The sequence below is a fragment of the Pseudomonas zeae genome (assembly GCF_014268485.2).
GTDB lineage: Bacteria > Pseudomonadota > Gammaproteobacteria > Pseudomonadales > Pseudomonadaceae > Aquipseudomonas > Aquipseudomonas neuropathica.
Map to the genome: position 1 here is coordinate 3,154,219 of NZ_CP077090.1, position 23,749 is coordinate 3,177,967.

The following is a 23,749-nucleotide window of genomic DNA, read 5'->3' on the forward strand; positions in this document are numbered from 1 at the left end:
TGAAAGATGCCGTCCGCATTTTAGTACTGTGCGCAGGAGACTATATGAGCAATCAACTACCCGGGCTTTATGCCGACTCCGAAGAATCGTTACTGTGGCTGCTGGATCCTTTGGCAGATGCCGATGAGACGTCAGTATTGTCGAGGGCGAGAAACGCCAGTTCGGTCTTGTCGTCAGGGGATGTCGTGGAAGGCGTCAATGTAAAAGAGCTGGCTCAGGAGATACTGCAAGGGTGTGCCGCAGTTATGGATGAGGTGAGTTTTGATCCTGCTCATTTCATTCGCGAGCGTATTGATGAAACTGTATTGGAAATTGTCGTTGAAGACGATGTTCGCAAGCGTATTCAGCATGATTCCGCGGTCAGCGTTAAGTATTACGAGTTGGAGGCGCCCAAGCGCAGCGACTCGCTCCACGGAGAGAAAAAAGCGGTTGTCTGGAAAGAAAAAACATTCACTCTCGCAGAAATCTGCACTGACTATCACGTGCGTGTTTTCAAAGGACTCTATGGGGTGACCATTCAGTGGCCTTCCTATTATCCGCAGAAACTCAGGGAGGTGTTCAATGATGCGGACTATCAAGAGGACTTTAAACAGTATGTAAAAGATAATTTGCGATCGCCTGCGGTTAGCGCATTTGGCCGCTTATTGAAAAAAACAGAGCTGAACAAGTTGGTCGTGGAATTCATCAAGAGTGATGCTCGCTCCCTGGATGATCAAGTCATCGCTTTCGAGTATCTCAAAGGCATGATTCCACCACGCTTGCTTAACTTGCACAGCGATCCTGATTTGAATGTAGATAACGCTGTCTTTATCGGACGAAGCAATCTGGACCGTGGCCTGGTGTTTTTCCTGGGGGAAGACAGTGCGGCCTTCGAGTTTCCCGCCGGACATGATGCCCGTGGGCGTTTTGTTGAAAATAACCAAGACTTCCAGAAGCGCCTGCTCAAGCGCGTGCCGTTACGCGATCAACAGAAACCGTATGTTCGTGATTTCAAATATCGCGGCGCAGAATTTCCCGTGTTCGTCACCCGTGCCAACTACCGGGAATTGGTATTTCGATCCAGTTCGGATATCGGTCAGGATTTGTTCGATCGTCAAATCGCGCGGGCACTTGCCGACATCGATACGCTCGTTTCAACGGAAGCCGAACGCTGGACCGATTTTGCATTGGAGGCGGCCGGTTATCTCCTGCAATGCGTTGCGTTTGCCGCCTCGTTGCCTTACGGCGGAACGGCGGCATTTGCGTCTGCTCCGATTCGCATGCTGATTCCTTTTCTCCTGGGACTCGGGGCCTCCGCGACCGATTTGATTCGTGCAGAGATGTCGGATGATCCTTCCGAGACCGAGCGGTTGCGGATCAACGCCGCGATCGGTTTGCTGGCCGAACTTGCAGGCCCGATAGCCGAAAGGCTGATCGGCAAGACATTGTCGCTTGCGCTCAAGAGAGACGTGGGGCGCCGGGTGCTCCAGGCGCTCAAAAACAGCAATCGGCCTTCGGTCTTTCGCCGCTCGGCGACACGGCTGCGTCAACAGTTGGCGAGCACGACAGGAAAAGAGATTCCACACGCGGCTAAAGGCTTGCTAGTTGCCGGTTATCTCGCCGAGTTGTCAGGCGGCCCGAACGTAGCGCAAAAGCTGGCAACGGAGACGCGGGTCATCCGCTTGTCCGGTCCCGAAAAAGGCTTTGTTTATCAGGGGTTCGTCTTTCGGGGAGACATGCGAGACCCTTCACTCATCTTTCAGAAGGGATTTACCCAGCGCGCACCGATCAAGCACCTCGATCAGATCAACGGTTTGAAGGGGGGATATGGCGGCGCTCATGACGCACTCAGTCCTGATGGCGCGGGTATTTCCACCTCGGCATTCTATAAAAAGGACGGGGCGGGAGCCTTTGTCTATGGGGGACAGAAGGGGGGATTTACCTATTTCATCGACGCACGCCAGGTGGAAGGCTTTCATTTATACGCCAACACCGAACTGGCTTTTCGCCCCAACTCAGGCTTGAAAACCCTGCCACCGCTGGAGATCAATTATGGCGTTGACCTACCACCGGGTCTGATTCTGGGCGCCTATGACCCGGCCGGCAACTTCATCGCCAATCCCAAAGCGATCAATCGGGCCATTGCGGCGAGTGAAATCAACCCGCTGGCGGGAGCGGGCCGGGATGTGGGCAACAAATTACGTCAGCCATTTGCTGACGGTGAGTTGTTGTCACCCGTCGATTTCGGCAACGAAGCGCTGAACGCGCAGGAAGCGCTTGTGATGGCGGCTCAGTCTGCGTCGGAGGGCATGCGACCTGCGACAGGGAAGGTTGATAGCAGTGATATCAGTGCCTTCCGGGAGCGGCAGAACGCTAAACGAGATCGCTTGAACGCGAGAAACTGACACCTCAGGAAACCTCTGCCAGTTCGCGGTAAAGCATTTTGCCGATGAAGAAATGGCAATCGTGCGCCGGACTGGCATCCATGGGCTCGACAAAAACGAGTGTTGCGGGGGCACTGGCTGCGGCTGAGGTAAGCGAATATCAATATGCAGGAGTCGCGCCAAGCTATTCCTTGAACGATACGCTTTGAAGAATGCTCTTGACTTTGTCGCGTAATTGATCGATGGAAAATGGCTTGCCGATAACATGCATGTCAGCAGGGGCGTCAATGTTTTCGGCATAACCACTGGCAAACAGAATCGGCAGGGCGGGGCGCAGTTTTCGTGCTTCGCCTGCCAGTTCGCGGCCATCCATGCCAGGCAAACCGACATCGGTCATCATCAGGTCAACCTCTTTGGTGGCGTCCTGGAGAACCTCCAGAGCCTGTTCGCTCCCATCTGCTTCGAGCACCTTGAACTCCAGCTCCTCCAGCACATCGACGATCAGCATGCGCACGATGTTGTCGTCTTCTACGACAAGGATGGTGGGGGCGGGGTTAGACATATTAAGGCTCTCGAAAGTCAGTTCAGGGTCGCCGGTCGATCAAAAATGCCGGGCTCTTTCATCAGTAAGTGGCGCAGTGCCACAAGTTCCCTGCCCGAGACAAAAAAAGCATAGCCGCAGACGGGGTCGCAAGGATAACTGTTCAAGGCTGTAAAGGTGCTGGTGCATGTAGGAATTTGCGGCGAAAGATGTGAGAAAAATGGATCCACGCCGTCGTTTTGGGGCAAACTGCCGGTTTTTCAACAGTTCGACAAGGCTGCCCCATGTCCTCTCCGTCTACGGTTGATGAGCAACGGTTTCGCAAACTCCTGAGTCGCAACATCAGTCTGCCTTTGGGCGTCGGTGTGCTCAGTGCCGTGTTCTTCGTGTCGCTGATCACTTATCTGCTGTCGGTAATCCAGTGGGTGGAGCACACCGACCGGGTGATCAATAACGCCAACGAAGCGGTGAAGCTGACCGTGGACCTTGAAACCGGCATGCGTGGTTTCCTGCTCAGCGGCGACGAGCATTTCCTCGACCCGTACGAAACGGCCAAGCCGCGCATCGCGGTGGCCCTCAGTACCTTGCTCGAACTGACCGCCGACAACCCTGTACAAACCGATCGTCTGCGCCGTCTGCAAGCTTTGCAGGTTGAGTGGTCCAATTACGCCCAGTCGATGATCGATCTGCAGCGCTCCAGTGGCGATTACCGGGGCGCGGTCAAGGCCGGCCGCGGCAAACGCCTGACGGACGAGATCCGCAAGCAATTCGAAGACGTCATCGAGACCGAACAGGTCCTGCGCACCACGCGTAACGAAGACGTGCGCCGCACCACGATCTGGAGCATCAGCCTCTATCTGGTGTTCATTGCCGGTATCAGTGGCTTGCTGGCCTATATCGGCCGGCGTGATCTGGTCAATCTGTCGACCAACTACAGCGCCAACCTTGCCGCTCAACAAGCCAGTGCCGAACGTCTGGAGCAGCAGGCGTGGTTGCGCAATGGTCAGACCGAACTGGCCGAGCAGGTGCTGGGGCAACTGACGCTGAATTTGCTGGGGCGCAATATTCTGCAATTCTGCGCGCAATATCTGGGCACCGCCGTGGCCGCACTGTATGTGCGTGAAGAACACGGCGGCCTCAAGCGTGTGGCCACTTACGGTTTCTCCCGCGAGCAGGAAGAGCAAGACCAATCGATCTACAGCGGCGAAGGCATTGTTGGCCAAGTGGCGCAGCAGGCGCGGTTGATCCGTCTGGATTCGGTACCGTCGGACTACTTCAAAGTCAGCTCCGGGTTGGGCGAGGGCTTGCCGCACAGTGTGCTGGTGGTGCCGACCAGTGATGACGACCGCGTCAATGGCGTGATCGAACTGGGTTTCCTGCGTCCGCTCTCGGATCGCGATATCGAACTGCTGGAGCTGATTGCCGCCAACATCGGTACGTCCATCGAAGCTGCGCGCTATCGCCAGCGCTTGCAGGAAGTGCTGGCGGAAACCCAGCAGCTCAACGAAGAGTTGCAGGTGCAGCAGGAAGAGTTGAAAACCGCCAACGAAGAACTGGAAGAGCAGTCGCGGATTCTCAAGGAATCCCAGGCGCATCTGGAAACCCAGCAAGTCGAACTGGAACAGACCAACGAGCAACTTGCCGAACAAGCGCAGACGCTGGCCGAACAACGCGACGCCATGGATCTGAAAAACACCGAACTCAATCAGGCTCAGGTACAACTCGAAGAGCGCGCCGAAGAGCTTCAACGCTCGAGCAAGTACAAGTCCGAATTCCTTGCCAACATGTCCCACGAACTGCGCACGCCGCTGAACAGTTCGTTGATTCTGGCCAAGTTGCTCGCGGAGAACCCACAGGACAACCTCAGCGCCGAACAGGTCAAGTTTGCCGAGTCGATCTACTCCGCCGGCAACGATCTGCTCAACCTGATCAACGACATTCTGGACATCTCCAAGGTCGAGGCGGGCAAGCTCGAAGTGATTCCGGAGAACACCAGCGTGGCGCGTCTGGCCGATGGCCTGCGCAGCGTGTTCGAACCTTTGGCAGCGGACAAACAGCTGACCTTCAGCGTCGATGTGCAACCTGGCGCACCGGGCATGCTCTACACCGACCGTCAGCGGCTGGAGCAGGTGATCAAGAACCTGCTGTCCAACGCCGTGAAGTTCACCGAGAAGGGCGCGGTCAGCCTGACCATCGCCGGCCAGCCGGATGATCGGGTCGCGTTCATCGTGCGCGATTCGGGTATCGGCATCGCCGCCGATCAGCAGGAGAGCATTTTCGAAGCCTTCCGCCAAGCCGACGGCACCACCAACCGCAAGTACGGCGGCACCGGTCTGGGCCTGTCGATTTCGCGGGATCTGGCGACCTTGCTTGGCGGTTCGATCAGCGTCAGCAGCACACCGGGGCAGGGCAGTGTGTTCACATTGCTGTTGCCGCAGCAGTTCAACGAGTCCAATGAAGTTGCGTTCGCACCGTTGACCCTTACCCCGCCAGCGGCGGTGGCCAGCGCGCCACTGGCGCCGGTTGTTTCGCCGTTGGCGCCGGTGCATATTCCGCGCTTCGCCGATGACCGCAACAAGGCGCCATTCGCCACGCGCTGCATTCTGGTGGTGGAAGACGAGCCGAACTTTGCGCACATCCTCTACGATCTGGCGCATGAATTGGGCTATCAGTGCCTGGTGGCCCATGGCGCGGACGAAGGTTACGACCTCGCCAAAGAGTTTGTGCCGGACGCGATCCTGCTCGACATGCGCCTGCCGGATCACTCCGGCCTCACCGTGCTGCAACGGTTGAAGGAACACGCTGGAACCCGGCACATCCCGGTGCATGTGATTTCCGTCGAGGACCGTGTCGAAGCGGCAATGCACATGGGCGCGATCGGCTATGCGGTCAAACCGACCACCCGCGAAGAGCTCAAGGACGTGTTCGCCCGTCTCGAAGCCAAGCTGACCCAAAAGGTCAAACGCGTGCTGTTGGTCGAGGACGACGATTTGCAGCGCGAAAGCATTGCCCGACTGATCGGTGACGAAGACATCGAAATCACCGCCGTCGGCCTCGCGCAGGACGCGCTGGAGCTGCTGCGCACGACGATCTACGACTGCATGGTCATCGACCTGAAGTTGCCGGACATGCTCGGCAATGACCTGCTCAAGCGCATGTCCACCGAGGACATCTGCTCGTTCCCGCCGGTTATCGTCTACACCGGGCGCAACCTGACTCGCGATGAAGAGGCCGAACTGCGCAAGTACTCGCGCTCGATCATCATCAAGGGCGCACGTTCGCCAGAGCGCTTGCTGGACGAGGTCACACTCTTTCTGCACAAAGTCGAATCGCAGTTGTCCCATGAACGGCAGAAGATGCTCAAGACCGCGCGCAGCCGCGACAAGGTCTTCGAGGGTCGCAAAGTGCTGTTGGTGGACGACGATGTGCGCAACATTTTCGCCCTCACCAGCGCTCTGGAGACCAAAGGCGCAGTCGTGGTGATCGGTCGTAACGGGCGTGAGGCGATTGAAAGACTCAATGAAGTCGAGGACATCGATCTGGTGTTGATGGACGTGATGATGCCGGAAATGGATGGTTTTGAAGCCACCATTGAAATCCGCAAGGATCCGCGCTGGCGCAAGTTGCCGATCATCGCGGTGACGGCCAAGGCCATGAAAGACGATCAGGAGCGCTGCCTGCAGGCGGGCGCCAATGATTACCTGGCCAAGCCTATCGACCTGGATCGCCTGTTCTCGCTGATTCGCGTGTGGTTACCAAAAATGGAACGCATTTAGTGGAACGCAGTACGCCAGCCGAACGAAACAGTGAAATCGAACTGCGCTTGTTGATTGAGGCGATCTACCTCAAGTACAGCTACGATTTTCGCGATTACTCCGGCGCTTCGATCAAGCGCCGGGTGCAGCACGCGCTGAGCCAGTTCGAGTGCGCGACCATTTCGGCATTGCAGGAAAAGGTTCTGCATGACCCGACAGCGTTCATGCAGTTGCTGCAATTGCTGACGATTCCGGTCAGCGAGATGTTTCGTGACCCTTCGCACTTCCTCGCGATCCGCCGGGAAGTGGTGCCGCTACTGCGCACTTATCCTTCGATCAAGATCTGGATCGCCGGGTGCAGCACGGGCGAGGAGGTCTATTCGATGGCGATTCTGTTGCGCGAAGAAGGCCTGCTCGATCGCACGATCATCTATGCCACCGATATCAACCCGCGCTCGCTGGACAAGGCCAAGCAGGGGATTTTCTCGATGGAGAATGTTCGTGCGTACACGGCCAACTATCAGCAGGCTGGTGGCCAGCGCTCGTTTGCCGACTACTACACTGCAGCTTACGGTTACGCGATTTTCGACAAGAGCCTGTGTGAGAACGTGACCTTCGCCGACCACAGTCTGGCGACGGACAGCGTGTTCTCCGAAACTCAATTGATTTCCTGTCGCAACGTACTGATTTACTTCAACAAGAAACTTCAGGACCGCGCCTTTGGTCTGTTTCATGAATCGCTGTGCCACCGCGGATTTCTGGTGCTGGGCAGCAAGGAAACGCTGGATTTCTCCGGTTACGCGAATCAGTTCGAAGCGCTGGTCAAACAAGAACGGATCTACCGTAAAACATGAATGAGGCTGTGGATTTACCTCGCGTCGAGGCAATAGTGGTCGGAGCTTCCGCCGGTGGCGTCGAGGCGCTGCTGAGCCTGCTCGGACCGCTGCGCCGAGGCTACAGGTTGCCGATCATTGTGGTCCTGCACCTGCCCGAAGAGCGCCGCAGCCAATTGGCCGAGGTCTTCTCTCGGCGTGTGGAGATGCCGGTGCACGAGGCTGCCGACAAACAGGACATCGTTGCCGGCAACGTGTATTTCGCCACGCCGGGTTATCACCTGTCGGTGGAGCAGGATCGCAGCCTCTCGTTGAGCCAGGAGGAGCGCGTGCATTATTCGCGGCCATCGATCGACTATCTGTTTGAATCGGCCGCCGACGCCTACGGTTCTTCCCTGGCCGCTGTACTGCTGACCGGCGCCAATCACGATGGCGCGCGCGGGTTGGCCGAGGTCAAGCGTTGCGGCGGTTTGACCATCGTCCAGGACCCCGAAGACGCGCAAGTCGCCACCATGCCCTTGGCTGCACTGAAGATTCAGCAGCCGGATCATGTCCTACCCATTCACGGCATCGGCCGTCTGCTTGTCGAGCTGGAACGAATCGCATGCTGAGTAATATCCAAGCCAAACTGCTGATCGTCGACGATCTGCCGGAGAACCTGCTGGCGCTCGAAGCGCTGATCAAGCGCGAAGACCGTACCGTCTATAAAGCTCTATCGGCGGATGAAGCGCTGTCGTTGTTGCTGCAACATGAGTTCGCCATGGCCATCCTCGACGTGCAGATGCCGGGCATGAATGGCTTCGAACTCGCCGAGTTGATGCGTGGTACCGAGAAAACCAAGAATATCCCGATCATTTTCGTCAGCGCCGCCGGCCGTGAACTGAATTATGCGTTCAAGGGTTACGAGAGCGGGGCGGTGGACTTTCTGCACAAACCGCTGGATATCCATGCGGTCAAAAGCAAGGTCAATGTCTTCGTCGATCTGTACCGCCAGAGCAAAGCGCTCAAGCAACAGCTCGAAGCCCTGGAGCAGGCCCGTCGCGAGCAGGAAGCGCTGCTGCAACAACTGCAGAATACTCAGCTGGAGCTGGAGCAGGCCGTGCGCATGCGTGATGACTTCATGTCGATCGTTGCCCACGAAGTGCGGACGCCGCTCAACGGCCTGATCCTCGAAACCCAGTTGCGCAAGATGCACTTGGCTCGGGACAACGCTGCGGCGTTTACCCTCGACAAGATGCACGCCATGGTCGACCGCGATGAACGGCAGATCAAAAGCCTGATCCGCCTGATCGAAGACATGCTCGACGTCTCGCGTATTCGCACGGGCAAATTGTCGATCCGACCGAGCCGCTTCGATCTGGTGCAACTGGTGAGCAACCTGCTGCAAAACTTCGCACAACAGATCGAAGCCGCTGAAACCGAAGTGTCGTTTACCGCGCCAGTACCGGTGGAAGGCCATTGGGACGAGTTCCGCATCGAGCAGGTAGTCACCAATCTACTGACTAACGCTCTGCGTTACGGCGGTCGCAGTCCGATCCAGGTGCGGGTTTACTGTGAAGGTGATGAAGCGCGGATCGAGGTGCAGGACCGTGGCATCGGCATCAGCCAGGAGAACCAGAAGCGTATTTTTCAACAGTTCGAACGGGTTTCCGCCAAGACGGTAGTGGCCGGGCTCGGGCTGGGTCTGTTCATTTCCGAGCAGATCGTCGCCGCCCATGGCGGCTCCATCGTCGTCGAGAGTGAAATCAACGAAGGCGCCCTGTTTCGCGTTTGTCTGCCAATCCAGGAAAACGGCAAATCCGACGCAACCTCTGAGTGACCACACGGTCGTATCAGCAGCTATTGACCGAACAAAGGCTTCCCATGAGCGTAGATGCACAAGATGTAGTACTCGTCGTCGAGGACGAACCGGTTATCTTGATGGTCCTGACGGATTACCTGTCAGGGCAGGGGTATCGCGTGTTGCAGGCCGAAAACGGCGAGCAGGCGTTCGAAATTCTTGCGAGCAAGCCACATCTGGACATGTTGATCACCGATTTCCGTTTGCCCGGCGGGATCTCCGGTGTGCAGATCGCCGAGCCGGCCGTTAAGCTGCGCCCGGACCTTAAAGTGATTTTCATCAGCGGTTATCCGCAGGAAATCCGCGAAACCGGCAGCCCGATCACGCGCAAGGCGCCGATCCTGGAAAAGCCGTTCGACCTGGATGTGTTGCAGGAAAAGATTCAGGAATTGCTCGCCTGATATCTGGGTAGAAGCTGCCGCAGGCTCGGGCCGCGATCGGACGATCTTTTGATCTTTTTTAACGATCAACATCAAAAGATCGCAGCCTGCGGCAGCTCCTACAGTTTCAGTATTATCAGCTCTTGATCATCTCCCGCACTTTGGCGGTCAACAGGTCGAAAGTGAACGGTTTGGTGATCATCTGCATCCCCGAATCGAGGAACCCGCCACGCACTCCCGCGTGCTCGGCGTATCCGGTGATAAACAGGACCTTCAGACCTGGCCGATATTGTCGACCAACCTCCGCCAGTTGCCGGCCGTTCATGCCCGGCAGACCGACATCACTGATCAGCAGATCGATGCGCTGCGTCGAATTCAGAATCGGCACCGCGCTGTCCGCATCCCAGGCCTCGACGAAGGCATAACCCAACTCACCGAGTACCGCGCAAACCAGCACGCGCACGGCGGGGTCGTCTTCGACGATCAGCACGGTTTCGCCGTCAAGCGCATCCGGCAATTGCGGAATATCGGCGACGGGGCTGGCCAGTTCTTCGCCGCGAAAGCGCGGCAAGTACAGTCTCACTGTGGTGCCTTCATCGATCTCGCTGTCGATCGAGACATGGCCGCGTGACTGCTTGCTGAAACCGTAGATCATCGACAGGCCCAGTCCCGTGCCCTGGCCGATCGGTTTGGTGGTGAAAAAAGGGTCGAACGCACGGTTGATGACACTTTGTGGCATGCCACTGCCGTTGTCGGTGACGCTGAGCATCACGTAATCACCGGGTTCGAGGTTGTTGTAGGCCTCGGTGAATTCGCGCTTGAGCACCTGGTTGCTGGTCTCGACCACGAGTTTGCCGCCGTCGGGCATCGCGTCGCGGGCATTGATCACCAGATTGAGCAGGGCGCTTTCCAGTTGATTGGGATCCGCCTCCGCAACCCACAGATTGTCGTTGAGGCGCATGTCCAACTGAATGCTTTCATTGAGGCTGCGTTGCAGCAACTCGCCCATGGACTGCACCAGGGCGTTCATCTGCACGGCTTTTGAATCGAGCGACTGCCGACGCGAAAACGCCAACAGGCGATGGGTCAGACCGGCGGCACGGTTGGCCGAAGTCACGCCCAGATCGATCAGGCTGTCGAGGTCATCGGTGCGACCACGGGCCAGACGTCGACGCAACAACTCAAGACTGCCGATGATGCCAGTGAGCATGTTGTTGAAGTCGTGGGCGATACCACCGGTGAGTTGGCCGACCGCTTCCATTTTCTGCGATTGGCGCAGCGCTTCTTCGTTATGGCGCAGTTGTGCGGTGCGCTCTTCGACCTGTTGCTCAAGGGTTTCCAGGGTCGATTGCAGGCGCCGTTCGCTTTCACTCAGATCGATCAGCCGGTCGCGGGCTTCGTATTGTCGTCGACGGCCGCGCAATGCGGCGGAAACCATACTGACCAGCGTCGCCGGATGAAACGGTCGCTCAAGGAACGTCACGTTGCCCAGCAGATCGCTGAGGCGTGAGGAGGGGCCTTGTTCCTGACCGCCGTGATGGGTCAACAGCACAATCGGCAGATCCGACCAGGCAGGTTGCTCTTGCAGATACAGGAACAGCGCTTCCTGTTCCGGCCCGCGCAACGCTTCAGCGGCGACCAGCAACAGACCGGCACCGATTTCCAGTTCCGTACACAACGAACTCAGACTCGGAGTGACGACTCCACCGTAACCCGCCTCGTTGAGGATCATCTGCGCAATCTGGCTGTCGCGACCCACGGGCGCGAGAATCAGCGCCCGTTCGGCCAGCGGAACCTCGACCGTCACAAGCGCTCTTCCTGCAACAACGGATTACTCGCGCCGAGGTAGGTCGGGACGCCGCGCAGTACACCTTGAAAGGCTTCCAGCGGTTCGCCGATGGTCATGCCTTGCGTGGAAATGCGGTATTCGCGAATGGTCGATTCGTGGCTGCCGGTGCGTTTCTTGATGATCGAGATCGCGCGGCGGACTTTGCCCAGTGCTTCGAAGTAGCGCAACAGAATCACCGTGTCAGCCAGATAAGTAATGTCGACCGGCGCTTGCATGTCGCCGACCAGACCATGCTGGGCAACCGTCATGAAAGTCGCCGCGCCTTTGCGGTTCAGGTACAGCAACAGTTCGTGCATGTGCAGCACCAGCGCGTTTTCTTCCGGCATTGCTGCCTGATAGCCGTTGATGCTGTCGATAACCACGGTTTTGATTTGACCTTCATCGACACAGCGCCGCACGCGGTGGGAGAACTCGCCCGGTGACAGTTCGGCGGCGTCGACCTGTTCGATCAACAGATTGCCGGTGGCTTGCAGGGCCTTGAGGTCGATGCCGATGTTTTTCATGCGCTCGAACAGCAGGCCCAGCTCTTCATCGAAGATAAACAGTGCGGCTTTCTCGCCACGGAGCACGGCAGCGGCGGCGAAGATCATCGAGATCAGCGATTTACCGGTACCGGCAGGGCCGAGAATCAGCGTGCTGGAGCCGGTCTCGATGCCGCCGCCGAGCAGGGCGTCCATTTCCGGGATGCCACTGGACAGTTGCAAACGCGCATAGTCGCCACGGTGTTCAGCCGCCACCAGACGCGGGAACACGTGCACGCCGTCGCCCATGATGGTGAAGTCGTGGAAACCGCCGCGATATTTCTGGCCTCGGTACTTGACCACTCGCACGCGTCGCCGCTCAGCGCCGTAGTTAGGCGTCAGCTCTTCGAGGCGGATCACCCCGTGGGCCACGCTGTGCACGGTTTTGTCGAGGGATTCGGTGGTCAGGTCGTCAAGCAGCAGAACCGTGGCGTTGTAGCGCACAAAGTAGTGCTTGATGGCCAGAATCTGGCGGCGATAACGCAACGAACTCTGCGCCAGCAAGCGGATCTCCGACAGGCTGTCGAGCACCACACGCGTGGGCTTGAAACGTTCGACCGCTTCGAAAATCTGCTTGGTGGCTTCGCCCAGTTCCAGGTCGGAGGAATACAGCAGGCTCTGTTGGTGTTCAGCATTGAGCAGGCTTTCCGGGGGCGTCAGCTCGAAGATCTTGATGTTGTCATCCAGCGTCCAGCCGTGCGACGACGCCCCTTGCCTCAGTTCGCGCTCGGTTTCCGAGAGCGTGATGTACAACGAGCGTTCGCCGGCTTTCGCGCCGGCCAGGAGAAAATGCAAAGCGACTGTGGTTTTGCCGGTACCGGGTTCACCCTCCAGCAAAAAAACATGACCGCGAGACAAACCACCGGCCAGGATGTCATCCAGACCCACAATGCCGGTAGCGGCTTTCGCACTGATCAACTCGTTAGAAGTAGACAAAAAATGCCCTCTCATGACTAAGGGAAGCGAGGCCGCCAACTAATTGAGCGGCCTGATTAACTTGACCCTATGGCGTGATGGCAGTTCCGAAATTCCTTGCCGGATGTGTCCAGTGAGCGGTCAAAAGTACTTCAGAGGCCTTGCTGTAACTCAGGATCATCCGGGTTCAGTTGCTCCAGTTGCGCCAGCAGGATCTGCACATTCTGCAGTTGTCCGCTTTCCTTCCAGTAATTGATCAGCAAGACCCGCGCCTTGCGGTCGGCGGGGTGGCGCTGGACGATTTCCTGCAACTGCTTCTGCGCCGCTTCCAGTTCTTCGGCGCTGTGCAGGGTGGTGGCGAGGTCGTAGCGATAATCCTTGTTGTCCGGCTCAAGCTCCACGGCTTTGGACAAACCGAGCAGGGCGTATTCGCGCTGATCGTGGTGCAACAGCCAAAGGCCCAAGGCATGTTGCAGATAAGCCGAGTCAGGTTGTGCCTTGAGTTGCTGGCCCAGCAATTGGCGGGCGGCATCGGTTTGGCCCTGGCGATCGAGGACATCGATCTGCATCACCAGCGCCTGCAGATTGCCGGGATCCAAGCGCAGGGTATTCTCAAGCGCGACCTGTGCCTCCTTGAGTTCGGCGTTGTGTAGATGCAGTCGGGCCAGTTGCGCGTAGTTGCCAGCGCTTTCCGGCAATGCCTTGAGCGTTTGCTCCCAACCGTCGATCGCTTGTTGCAGCGGCGCGAAATACAGCCCCAGCTCATCCGGGGTCAAGCCGAGCAGGGCGTTGATCGCAGCGAAGCGAACAGTTTGATCCTCATCCTCGAGCATTGGCCCGAGCAACAGGCTCCGTTGCCCGCCCGGCACCAGTCCGACCACGCTTCTGATCGCCGCCAGCCGCACGGCGGGGGATTCGTTTTGCAAGTCTGTGTCGGCCAGCTTCAACGCCTGTGGACTCGGGTAGTTAGGCAGCTCGCCATGCAGCCACACGCGGCGCTTGACCGAAATGTCCGGACGGCCCAGTTGCTGATACAGCTGACGCGCCGCGCCCGGTTGACCCTTGCGCGCGGCATCCAACGCCTCGCTATAGCCGTGTTTGATCGCATCGGGTATGACCGGCACGGTGCTGCGCACGGACAACCAAGCGACAATGACGACAAGCACAAGGCCCAGGCTGATAAGCAAGTAGCGGCGAGACTGAGGCATGCAGGTTTCCGAAACAGGCGTTCTTGAGCAGAGCGGCAAGCTTCGGTCAGCTTCGGCCATGAGTCAAACTCTTGCATGCGAATCGCCCTACAAACTGCGTCGACTCAGTTACCCGTCAGTCTTTCGTTGCAGTGTCTACGCTTGCAGAAGTCGCTTCGATGAGTTTACCCATGCAAGCCCTGTTCAATTACTTCAAGGCCGTGATTCACCCTGGTCAGGCCGTCCTGCTGTTCGCCCTGCGAACCATTGCGGCGGGGTTGCTGACGCTGTATCTGGCGTTTCTGTTCGATCTCGATCAGCCCAAGTGGTCGATCATGGCGGTGGTCATTGTCAGCCAGCCGTTGGCCGGAATGGCGCTGGCACGCAGTTTCGGCCAGGTGATCGGCACGACGCTTGGGGCAGCGGTGGCAGTAGTGATCATGGCGATCTTTCCCCAGGCCCCGCTGCCATTCATTACCACCCTGGCCCTGTGGCTGGCGCTGTGCACGGCCGGCGGCACGTTGCTGCGCTACACCAGCTCGCAAGCGTTTGTGCTCAGTGGTTACACCGCTGTGGTCGTGGCGTTATTGGCAATTCCCGACCAGGACGGCACGTTTCTGTTGGCGGTAACCCGCGTCACGGAAACCTTGTTGGCCGTGGCGTGCGTGTGTGTGGTCAGCCTGCTGACGGCGCGCCCACAAGCGGTGGCCAAGGGGTATTTCGCCAAAGTCGATCAGGTGATCAAACTGGCCGCCAGCCATGCCGCCGCCGTGCTCCGTACGGAAGAAAGCGAAGCGGAGTTCCAGCGCCGGCAAATGCAACTGCTCGGCGAGATCAGCGCCCTTGAAGGCCTGCGGCGGCACTTGTATTTCGATGCGCCGCGCTTGCGCAGCGCCAGCCATCTGGTGCTGCTGTTGGGCAACCAACTGATGCTGCTGACCTCTCGGTTGACCGCATTACGTCATCAGCGCGAACTGCTTACCGAACGCTGGGAAGGCGATCTGCCGCTGGACATCCAGCGCTTGCGCGCCGAAGAGCTGGCGCTGCTCGATCAGTTGGCGGAGCAGGGGCGAGCGCTGCCCGAACCCGCACGCCAGCACTTCGTCAAGCTGCAACAACAGTTCGAGGCGTTGGCGTATCAGGCCGAGCAGTTGACTGAAGACATGAGCGCCACCTTGCGCTCGCTGGCCTGGGCGCTGCGCTGGGAACAGGCGCGGCTATTGCAGCAACTGGAGCAAATCCTTGAACTGAGCGATGCGATTCAGGAAGGGCGCGAGGCCAGTTGTCTTTATCGCGGTCAGGTCAGCCCTCTGCATCTGGATTTCACCCTGGCGTCGATGAATGCGATCCGTGCGTTTACCGCGCTGCTGGTCGCCGGATTGATCTGGATCGAAACCGCGTGGGACGGTGCGCGGGGCGGGATGATTCTGGTGGGAATCCTCTGCTCGCTGATGGCGACGTTCCCGCGTCCGCTGATGGCCGCGCAAAGTTACGCCCGTGGCCTGGGGCTGGCGCTGGTGGTCTCGGCGTTCTACCAATTCATGCTGGTGCCGGCGATCAGTGATTTCGAGCTGCTGGCAATGCTGCTGGCGCCGCTGCTGTATGTGATCGCAATCGGTCTGGCCAGCCCGGCGACGGCAGGCATCGGCATGGGGCTGGGGTTGTCGAGTTTCCTGATGCTCGGTCCGCAGAATGTTGGTACCGGGCAGAACACCGCGATTCAATGGTTCGAATTTGCCGGCGCCTACGTCAGTGCGGCCATGCTTGCCCTGATCGTTTATGCGTGGATTTTCCCGTTTCGTCCGGCGTGGCGCCTTCGCCGTTTGTATAACGAAGCGCGCGAGCAGGTGTATGCGCTGACCAAAGCCCCCGCGACCGATGAGCAACAGTTTGCCTTTGAAAGCCGCATGGTCGATCGCCTGACCAGCATGCTCGGCCTGCTGCCGTCGGTGAACAGCCGGCCCATGCAGCAACTGTATGAAATCAGCCTGGCTTGCGTAGCTCTGGGTGTAGCGATGCATCAATTGAGGCAGCAGGCACACAACAATGCATTGCTGACGGACGCTTTCAATCAGCGTCTGGCTTCGGCCGTGCGCAAGACCGGGCGCTTTGTCGCCGGGCGGCAGGACGTTCAACTGGCGCCATTGTTGGCCACGCTACACACATTGGGCGACGAGCTGGATGAACTGCACGTCGCCAGCCACGAGCATGTGTGGTCGCTGTTTCGTATGCGCGTGGCCCTGCTGATCGTGGTGTCATTCCTGCAGCGCCACGGTGACGCCATCCAGCATTCTGTTCCGGAAGGAGAAGCAGCCCTTGCCCATTGATTTCGAGATTGGCGGTGTCTATCTGCCGCCCATTGCTCAGGCGCTATTGTTGGCCATCCCGATATTCATGCTGCTGGACTGGGGATTGCGGCGTCTGGGCGTGTTGCGTCTGGTCTGGCATGAGGCGCTGTTCGAGGGCGCCTTGTATGCCTGTGTGTGTGCCACGCTGATTTTGCTGATGGGAGCCTGATGCCTTGAAAGTGCTATTCACGCGATTGATTACATTGGCAGTGGTGTTGCTGGCGATCGTACTCGGCTGGTTTGCCTGGGAACATTACACGCGCGCGCCATGGACTCGCGATGCCCGGGTCAGGGCAGACGTGGTGACGCTGTCGGCGGATGTATCGGGGCGTATTGTCAGTCTGGCGGTGCAGGACAACCAGCATGTGCAGAAGGGGCAGCTGTTGATGGAGATCGACCCGGCGCGCTACCGCCTGGCGGTAGAGCACTCGCGACGTTCGGTGGAAGTGGCGAAGGCAACGCTGGGGCAGTCGCAAGCGGCCATTGTTGCCAGTGAAGCCTTGCTCAAGCAGCGGCAAAGCGAAGAGCGTCGGCGGCGCACGCTCAAGCAGGGTTTTGCGATTTCCGGGGAGGAGTGGGAGAAGTCCAGTACCGATGTGGCGGTGGCCCAGGCGGATCTGCTGCGCAATCAAGCCAATCTCGGCCTCGCAGAGGCGAACGTGCAGTTGGCGATTGCCGCAATGACCCAGGCCGAACTGGATCTGCAGCGCACCCGCGTCGAGTCCCCAGTCAGCGGTTACGTGACCAACCTCCTGACCCGTGAGGGTGACTACGCGGTGAGCGGCGGTGCTTTGTTGGCGCTGGTCGACAGTGACTCGTTCTACATCAGTGGTTATTTCGAAGAAACCAAACTGCCACGAATCGGCGAGGGCGATCGGGTACGCGTGCAATTGATGAGCGGGGAGACGTTCGGCGGCACGGTGCAAAGCATTGCCTTCGCAATTGCCGACCGCGAAAACGCACCGGGCAGTCGGCTGCTGGCCAACATCAACCCGAGTTACACCTGGGTGAAGCTGGCGCAACGGGTGCCCGTACGGATCGAAATCGATGGCGACTACGCCGGCAAAAATCGCCTGCGTGCGGGCACCACAGCGACCGTCACCGTGCTGGAAAACACCCAATCTGAGGAACACCGTTAACCCTGTGGGAGCGAGCCTGCTCGCGAAAGCAATGGATCAGCCCCGATGGTGTCGCCTGACACACCGCATTCGCGAGCAGGCTCGCTGCCACAAGATTTCATTGATCAAAAATAAAAAAAAGCCCCGCGACCGAATGATACGCGGGGCAAAAAAATTGGTTGGTTGCGGCCAACCAAAGGAGCTCTTTAACAATCGATTACTTGCTGGCGACAGTCTCCGGTTGCCAGCCGCCGCCAAGGGCCTTGTAGATCGCGACGATGCCGCGATACAGGTCGACTTCGGCCTGGGCCTGGCTGTCTTCGGCGTTCAGACGTTCACGCTGAGCGTCGAGCAGTACGAGGAAGTCCGTGGTGCCTTCGCGATAGCGGACTTCAGCCAGGTCAGCAGCCTTGCGGCTTGATTCACTCTGACGGATCAACGAGATCAGGCGTTGCTGACGCTTGCCGTAATCGCTGAAGGCGTTTTCCGATTCTTCCAGTGCCAGCAGCACTTGTTGCTCGTAAGTCGCCAATGCGCCTTCGGCATCAGCATCGGCGCCACGCAAACGCGCGCGCACGCTGCCAAGGTCGAACGCTGCCCACGTAATGCTCGGGCCGAGTGCCCAGGCGTTGGCCGCCGAGGAACCGATCTGCGAACCACGCCCGGCCGTCCAGCCGAGGAAGCCGCTGAGGCTGACCCGTGGGAACAGATCGGCTTTCGCCACGCCGATACGCGCCGTGGCCGAAGCCAGTTTGCGTTCGGCGCTGAGAATGTCCGGACGACGCTGCAGCAGTTCGCCCGGATCACCGATCGGCAAGGCCTTGGCAATCGCTGGCAAGTCTTTTGGACTCAGGTCGACAGTCAGCTTGTCCGGACGCTCACCGAGCAGGGTGGCGATGCGGTTTTTCTGCCGAACCTGTTCCGCCTGCAACTGCGGCACGGTGGCTTCAACGTTGGCCAGACGCGCATCCGCGCGCTCGACATCGAGCTGATCACCGACACCGGCGTCTCGCAGGCTGATGGTGATCTTGCGCGACTCTTCTTGGTTTTTCAGGTTGGCCACGGCGATCTTTTCGCGCAGTTGCGCACCACGCAGTTGACCATAAGCGTCCACCAGTTCGGCAATCATGGTGACTTGCAGTTGGTACAGATCGGCTTCGGCGGCTTGCTGGTCGGCGTCGCTGGCTTCCAGATTGCGCTGAATGCGGCCAAACAGGTCCAGCTCCCAGGCCATGTCCAGACCGAGGTCATAGCGTTCGCTATTGACCCGGTCAGTGGTCTGGCCGGGAATTTGGCCCTTGGCCAGATCACTGCTGGCGCGGCTGGTGATGGTCGGCATCGCATCGTTGCTGGCGTCGTCGCGGATCGCCCGGGCGGCTTTCCAGCGCGCGAACGCCACGCGCAGTTCACGGTTGCCTTGCAGCGATTGGGTCACCAACTGGTTGAGGGTCGGATCGTCGAATTGCTGCCACCAGATGCCTTCGAATTTAGAACGGTCGAAGTTCTTTTGCCCGGCGGCGCCGTCGGTGGCGGCCGTGATATTGGCCGCCTCCGTGGCTGGGGTCTTGTAGTCGGGGCCGACGGCGCAGGCACTGAGGGCCAGCACCAGCAGACTCGGCAGGAAGACTTTCAGACTCATTGTTGCGCCTCCAGTTTCAGAGCTTTGGCCGCTTTGCGGGCTTCGCCGCGTTCGACAAAGTTACGGATCAGTACGTAGAACACTGGTGTCAGCAACAGACCGAAGAAGGTCACCCCGAGCATGCCGGAGAACACCGCCACACCCATGGCGTGACGCATCTCGGCACCTGCACCGCTGGAGAACACCAGTGGCACCACACCCATGATGAACGCGAAGGAGGTCATCAGGATCGGCCGCAGACGCAGACGGCAGGCTTCGAGTACCGCCGCGAGCGGATCGAGGCCTTCTTCCTGTTTGTCCTTGGCGAACTCGACGATCAGAATCGCGTTCTTACAGGCAAGTCCCACCAGTACGATCAAGCCGATCTGGGTGAAGATGTTGTTGTCACCGCCCGAGATGATCACGCCGGTGATGGCCGACAGCAGGGTCATCGGTACGATCAGGATCACCGCCAGTGGCAGGCTCCAGCTTTCGTATTGAGCGGCAAGCACCAGGAACGCCAGCAGTACGCAGAGCGGGAACACGAACAGCGCGGTGTTGCCGGACAGGATCTGCTGGTAAGTCAGGTCGGTCCACTCGTAGGTCATGCCATTTGGCAGTTCATCCTTCAGCAGTTTCTCGATGGCTTTCTCGGCCTGGCCGGAGCTGTAACCCGGGGCCGCCGCGCCGTTGATTTCTGCAGTGATGAAGCCGTTGTAGTGCATCACGCGATCCGGACCCGAGGTGTCGCTGACCTTGATGAAGGTCGCCAGCGGGATCATTTCGCCTTTGTTGTTGCGTACTTTCAGCTGACCGATCTGATCGGATTCGAGGCGGAACTGTTGCTCGGCCTGAACGTTGACCTGATAGGTGCGCCCGAAGCGGTTGAAGTCGTTGGCATACAGCGAACCCAGGTAGATCTGCAGGGTGTCGAAGATGTCGCTGACGGCCACGCCGTGAGTCTTGGCTTTTTCACGGTCGATGGCGGCATCGACCTGAGGCACGTTCACGGTGTAGCTGGTGAACAGCCCGGCCAGTTCCGGCACGCTGTGGCTTTTGTTGATGATGTTCATGGTCTCTTTGTACAGCTCGTCGTAGCCCAGGTTGCCCCGGTCTTCGATTTGCAGGCGGAAACCACCAATAGTGCCCAGACCTTGTACCGGCGGTGGCGGGAAGATCGCCATGTACGCCTCTTGAATGTTCGCGTACTGGCCGTTCAAGGCCCCGGCAATCGCACCGGCGGACATGCTCGGGTCTTTACGTTCGTCGAACGGTTTCAGGGTCACGAAGACGATGCCGGCGTTCGGGCTGTTGGTGAAGCCGTTGATCGACAAGCCCGGAAACGCTACGGCGCTTTCCACGCCTGGCTGTTTCAGCGCCAGGTCGGACATGCGCTTGATCACGTCTTCGGTGCGATCCAGGCTAGAAGCGTCCGGCAACTGCGCGAAAGCCACCAGGTATTGCTTGTCCTGGCCGGGTACGAAACCAGTCGGGGTACTGGAGAAACCGAAGAAGGTCAGCACCATCAGGCCTGCGTACAGCAGCAGGGCGATGCCGCTGCCACGGATAACCCGGCGCACGGTGCCGACATAACCATGGCTGGCACGGTCGAAGAAACGGTTGAACGGACGGAACAACCAGCCACCGAAGATCTTGTCGAGCACTTTGGAGAAGCGGTCTTTCGGTGCGTCATGGCTTTTCAGCAACACAGCGGCCAGTGCTGGCGACAGGGTCAGCGAGTTGAACGCCGAGATCACGGTCGAGATTGCAATGGTCAGTGCGAACTGCTTGTAGAACTGCCCGGTGAGGCCGGAGATAAACGCCGCCGGAATGAACACCGCACACAGCACCAGAGCCGTAGCAACGATCGGGCCGGTCACTTCACGCATGGCGCGCTTGGTGGCTTCGACCGGATTCAATCCGAGCTCGATATTGCGCTCGACGTTCTCCACCACCACGATGGCGTCGTCCACCACGATACCGATCGCCAGTACCAGGCCGAACAGCGACAAAGCGTTGAGCGAGAAGCCGAACAGGTGCATCACCGCAAACGTACCGATCAACGACACCGGCACTGCCACCAGCGGAATGATCGAGGCACGCCAGGTTTGCAGGAACAGGATCACTACCAGCACCACGAGAATCAGCGCTTCAAAGAGGGTGTGAACCACCGCCTCGATCGAGCCTCGCACGAAGATCGTCGGGTCATAGACGATGCTGTAATCCATGCCTTGCGGGAAGTTTTTCTTCAGCTCGTCCATCTTGCCGCGAACTTCGTTCGAGATGTCGATGGCATTGGAGCCTGGGCGCTGGAAGATCGGAATGGCCACTGCCGGCTGGTTGTCCAGCAACGAACGCAGCGCGTATTGGCTGGAGCCCAGCTCGACGCGAGCGATGTCTTTGAGGCGAGTGATTTCACCGTTGTCGCCTGCGCGAATAATGATGTTCTCGAACTCTTCCTCGCTGACCAGTCGGCCCTGAGTGTTGACCGACAGCTGGAAGCTCTGGGCATTCGGGGCAGGGGGCGCACCGAGTTGACCGGCCGCGACTTGACGGTTCTGTTCACGAATTGCCGTGACCACATCAGTCGCCGTCAGATTGCGCGAAGCGGTCTTGTTCGGGTCAAGCCAGACACGCAGCGAGTAGTCGCCCATACCGAACAGCTGCACGTCACCGACACCGTTCAGACGAGCCAGCTCATCCTTGATGTTGAGGATTGCGTAGTTGGACAGGTAGAGCATGTCGTAGCGCTTGTCCGGAGAGGTCAAGTGCACAACCATGGTCAGGTCGGGCGACGCTTTGTCGACGGTGATACCGATGCGCGTCACTTCCTCGGGAAGCTTCGGCTCGGTGCGGGTCACCCGGTTTTGCACCTGCACCTGCGCATTGTCCAGGTCAGTGCCCAGGGCGAAGGTGATGGTCAGGGTGATCTTGCCGTCAGCGGTCGACTGCGAGGACATGTAGAGCATGTTCTCGACGCCGGTGATGGCCTGCTCCAGCGGAGCGGCCACGGTTTCACCGATGACTTTAGGGTTGGCGCCCGGGAAGTTGGCACGTACCACCACGGTAGGTGGCACGACTTCCGGGTATTCGCTGATCGGTAGCTGGAACAGCGAGATTGCACCGGCGATCAGGATCAACAGCGACAGCACCGCTGCGAAGATCGGCCGTGAAATGAAGAATTGGGAAAAATTCATCGGAGTTGTCGTCCCTTAACCGCGTGGGGTCGTAGCAGCCAGCTTCACAACCGAACCGGACGCGCCTTTGGCAGGAGCGACTTTGGGCAGGTTGCTGGCTTCCAGCGCTTGACGTTGTTGAGCGAGTGCCGCGATGGTCTGTTCGCTGGCCATCGGCACCACTTCAGGGGTAACCGGGGAGCCAGGACGAACCCGTTGCAGACCCTTGACGATGATCGTGTCGTCCTTGTTCAGGCCGGTACGGACGATGCGCAGGCCTTCGATCTTCGGACCCAGTTCAACGGCGCGGTACGCGGTTTTGTTGTCCGCATCCATCACCAGTACGAACTTCTTGCCCAGGTCAGTGCCGACCGCTTCATCGTTGATCAGCATGGCGTTGTAGGTGCCGCTGCCGACCAGTTTCAGGCGTGCGTACAGGCCCGGGGTGTAGGTGCCATCGCTGTTGTCGAACACCGCGCGACCACGAATGGTGCCGGTTTTCGGGTTGACCTGGTTATCGACGAAGTTCATCTGACCGAGGTGCGGGTTGCCGTCTTCGTTGGACAGGCCCATGTACACCGGGGTGGTCGCGCCGCGCTGACCGTTACGGGCGAGTTGGGTGTATTTGAGGAACACACGCTCGTCGGCGTCGAAGTAGGCATAAACACGGTCGGTGGAAACCACGCTGGTCAGCGGCGTGGTGTCGGCGGTCACCAGGTTACCGGCGGTGATCTCGGCACGGCTGACGCGGCCACTGATCGGCGCGGTGACGCGGGTGAAGCTGAGGTTCAGTTTGGCCAGATCCAGTTGCGCTTGCAGGGCACCGACGGCGGCGCGGGCTTCTTGAGCGGCGCTGGTGCGCGAGTCGGCCAGTTCGGCGGAAATGGCGTTGCTGGCACGCAGGCGTTCACCACGACCGGCTTCGTTTTCACTGCGGGTGGCGTTGGCGCGGGATTGAGCGACCAGGGCTTCGAGGCGGCGTACCTCAGCCTGGAATGGACGCGGATCGATCTGGAACAGCAGGTCGCCTTTCTTGACCAGTGCGCCTTCAGTGAAAGCGACGTCATCAATCTGGCCGGAGACCCGTGGACGGATTTCAACGGTTTCCGGCGCTTCGAGGCGCCCGGTGAATTCGTCCCACTCGTTGACCGGTTGCTCGAGCACCTTGGCCACGCTGACTTTCGCAGCGGGCATAGTGGCGGCAGTCTCCGGAGTCTTGCCGCAGGCGCTCATCACCAGTACGGCCAACATGGCCAACGGGAAGCGCAAATGTTTGAGTGACTGTTCCATGGATGCATCCGCCAA

General features: G+C 59.0%; 16 protein-coding genes. 9 read left to right on the plus strand and 7 right to left on the minus strand.

From position 1 onward, the window contains the following. The first annotated feature begins 44 nt into the window (after positions 1 to 44). Positions 45 to 2,384 carry a hypothetical protein gene (locus tag HU754_RS13815; protein ID WP_186621527.1) on the plus strand — a complete coding sequence of 780 codons (2,340 nt, stop codon included), beginning with the start codon at positions 45 to 47 and terminating at the stop codon, positions 2,382 to 2,384. 163 nt (positions 2,385 to 2,547) lie between these two features. Here HU754_RS13815 and HU754_RS13820 read toward each other — a convergent pair whose 3' ends face one another. Next, positions 2,548 to 2,925 carry a response regulator gene (locus HU754_RS13820; protein ID WP_186621535.1) on the minus strand — a complete coding sequence of 126 codons (378 nt, stop codon included), beginning with the start codon at positions 2,923 to 2,925 and terminating at the stop codon, positions 2,548 to 2,550. 263 nt (positions 2,926 to 3,188) lie between these two features. Here HU754_RS13820 and HU754_RS13825 point away from each other — a divergent pair, with 263 nt between their 5' ends. Genes HU754_RS13825 through HU754_RS13845 form a run of 5 tightly spaced genes read left to right on the plus strand, consistent with a single transcriptional unit; the run spans position 3,189 to position 9,733 of the window. Further along, positions 3,189 to 6,680, plus strand: coding sequence for a response regulator (locus HU754_RS13825; RefSeq protein WP_186621542.1), 3,492 nt, complete (start codon positions 3,189 to 3,191; stop codon positions 6,678 to 6,680). Continuing rightward, entirely contained in the window at positions 6,680 to 7,513 is an 834-nt protein-coding gene (locus HU754_RS13830) for a CheR family methyltransferase (RefSeq protein ID WP_093431257.1), read from the plus strand. The genes HU754_RS13825 and HU754_RS13830 overlap by 1 nt, the downstream gene beginning before the upstream one ends. Further along, on the plus strand, positions 7,510 to 8,103 hold the full coding sequence (locus HU754_RS13835) for a chemotaxis protein CheB (protein WP_186621544.1): 594 nt from the start codon (positions 7,510 to 7,512) through the stop codon (positions 8,101 to 8,103). Before HU754_RS13830 ends, HU754_RS13835 begins: the two co-directional genes overlap by 4 nt. Continuing rightward, positions 8,097 to 9,311: a hybrid sensor histidine kinase/response regulator gene (locus tag HU754_RS13840; protein WP_186621546.1), complete on the plus strand. Its 1,215-nt coding sequence runs from the start codon at positions 8,097 to 8,099 to the stop codon at positions 9,309 to 9,311. Before HU754_RS13835 ends, HU754_RS13840 begins: the two co-directional genes overlap by 7 nt. 44 nt (positions 9,312 to 9,355) lie before the next feature. Continuing rightward, complete coding sequence (locus HU754_RS13845) at positions 9,356 to 9,733, plus strand: response regulator (protein ID WP_003225116.1); 378 nt, start codon at positions 9,356 to 9,358, stop codon at positions 9,731 to 9,733. A 115-nt stretch (positions 9,734 to 9,848) separates the two neighbouring features. On the opposite strand, the gene HU754_RS13850 is transcribed toward HU754_RS13845, so the two are convergent. The 3 genes from HU754_RS13850 to HU754_RS13860 all read right to left on the minus strand — a co-directional run bounded on the left by HU754_RS13850 (position 9,849) and on the right by HU754_RS13860 (position 14,205). Then, entirely contained in the window at positions 9,849 to 11,519 is a 1,671-nt protein-coding gene (locus tag HU754_RS13850) for an ATP-binding protein (RefSeq protein ID WP_186621548.1), read from the minus strand. Continuing rightward, positions 11,516 to 13,018, minus strand: coding sequence for an ATPase domain-containing protein (locus HU754_RS13855; RefSeq protein ID WP_093431272.1), 1,503 nt, complete (start codon positions 13,016 to 13,018; stop codon positions 11,516 to 11,518). The genes HU754_RS13850 and HU754_RS13855 overlap by 4 nt, the downstream gene beginning before the upstream one ends. A gap of 131 nt (positions 13,019 to 13,149) precedes the next feature. Then, a complete protein-coding gene (locus HU754_RS13860) occupies positions 13,150 to 14,205 on the minus strand; it encodes a tetratricopeptide repeat protein (protein WP_186621550.1) in 1,056 nt (351 codons plus the stop codon). A gap of 170 nt (positions 14,206 to 14,375) precedes the next feature. On the opposite strand from HU754_RS13860, the gene HU754_RS13865 reads away from it, so the two are divergent. The 3 genes from HU754_RS13865 to HU754_RS13875 are packed head-to-tail and all read left to right on the plus strand — an operon-like array spanning position 14,376 to position 17,671. Then, positions 14,376 to 16,511 (plus strand): FUSC family protein, encoded by a 2,136-nt coding sequence (locus tag HU754_RS13865; protein WP_186621552.1) that lies wholly within the window; start codon positions 14,376 to 14,378, stop codon positions 16,509 to 16,511. After that, a complete protein-coding gene (locus HU754_RS13870; protein ID WP_007914938.1) occupies positions 16,501 to 16,701 on the plus strand; it encodes a DUF1656 domain-containing protein in 201 nt (66 codons plus the stop codon). The genes HU754_RS13865 and HU754_RS13870 overlap by 11 nt, the downstream gene beginning before the upstream one ends. Positions 16,702 to 16,705: 4 nt before the next feature. After that, positions 16,706 to 17,671 carry an HlyD family secretion protein gene (locus HU754_RS13875; RefSeq protein WP_186621554.1) on the plus strand — a complete coding sequence of 322 codons (966 nt, stop codon included), beginning with the start codon at positions 16,706 to 16,708 and terminating at the stop codon, positions 17,669 to 17,671. A gap of 196 nt (positions 17,672 to 17,867) precedes the next feature. Here the strand turns inward: HU754_RS13875 and HU754_RS13880 are convergent, their stop codons facing one another. Genes HU754_RS13880 through mexE form a run of 3 tightly spaced genes read right to left on the minus strand, consistent with a single transcriptional unit; the run spans position 17,868 to position 23,734 of the window. Continuing rightward, positions 17,868 to 19,289, minus strand: a complete 1,422-nt coding sequence (locus tag HU754_RS13880; protein WP_186621556.1) for an efflux transporter outer membrane subunit — start codon at positions 19,287 to 19,289, stop codon at positions 17,868 to 17,870. Beyond that, positions 19,286 to 22,465: an efflux RND transporter permease subunit gene (locus HU754_RS13885; protein WP_099759239.1), complete on the minus strand. Its 3,180-nt coding sequence runs from the start codon at positions 22,463 to 22,465 to the stop codon at positions 19,286 to 19,288. The genes HU754_RS13880 and HU754_RS13885 overlap by 4 nt, the downstream gene beginning before the upstream one ends. 15 nt (positions 22,466 to 22,480) lie before the next feature. Continuing rightward, positions 22,481 to 23,734 carry a multidrug efflux RND transporter periplasmic adaptor subunit MexE gene (mexE, locus tag HU754_RS13890; protein ID WP_093431287.1) on the minus strand — a complete coding sequence of 418 codons (1,254 nt, stop codon included), beginning with the start codon at positions 23,732 to 23,734 and terminating at the stop codon, positions 22,481 to 22,483. Positions 23,735 to 23,749: the final 15 nt, after the last annotated feature.

Excerpts from the sequence above, each read along its gene's own strand:
- HU754_RS13815 (WP_186621527.1), top strand. The coding sequence starts at position 45 with ATGAGCAATCAACTACCCGGGCTTTATGCCGACTCCGAAGAATCGTTA.
- HU754_RS13820 (WP_186621535.1), bottom strand. The coding sequence starts at position 2,925 with ATGTCTAACCCCGCCCCCACCATCCTTGTCGTAGAAGACGACAACATC.
- HU754_RS13825 (WP_186621542.1), top strand. The coding sequence starts at position 3,189 with ATGTCCTCTCCGTCTACGGTTGATGAGCAACGGTTTCGCAAACTCCTG.
- HU754_RS13835 (WP_186621544.1), top strand. The coding sequence starts at position 7,510 with ATGAATGAGGCTGTGGATTTACCTCGCGTCGAGGCAATAGTGGTCGGA.
- HU754_RS13840 (WP_186621546.1), top strand. The coding sequence starts at position 8,097 with ATGCTGAGTAATATCCAAGCCAAACTGCTGATCGTCGACGATCTGCCG.
- HU754_RS13845 (WP_003225116.1), top strand. The coding sequence starts at position 9,356 with ATGAGCGTAGATGCACAAGATGTAGTACTCGTCGTCGAGGACGAACCG.
- HU754_RS13860 (WP_186621550.1), bottom strand. The coding sequence starts at position 14,205 with ATGCCTCAGTCTCGCCGCTACTTGCTTATCAGCCTGGGCCTTGTGCTT.
- HU754_RS13865 (WP_186621552.1), top strand. The coding sequence starts at position 14,376 with ATGCAAGCCCTGTTCAATTACTTCAAGGCCGTGATTCACCCTGGTCAG.
- HU754_RS13880 (WP_186621556.1), bottom strand. The coding sequence starts at position 19,289 with ATGAGTCTGAAAGTCTTCCTGCCGAGTCTGCTGGTGCTGGCCCTCAGT.
- HU754_RS13885 (WP_099759239.1), bottom strand. The coding sequence starts at position 22,465 with ATGAATTTTTCCCAATTCTTCATTTCACGGCCGATCTTCGCAGCGGTG.
- mexE (WP_093431287.1), bottom strand. The coding sequence starts at position 23,734 with ATGGAACAGTCACTCAAACATTTGCGCTTCCCGTTGGCCATGTTGGCC.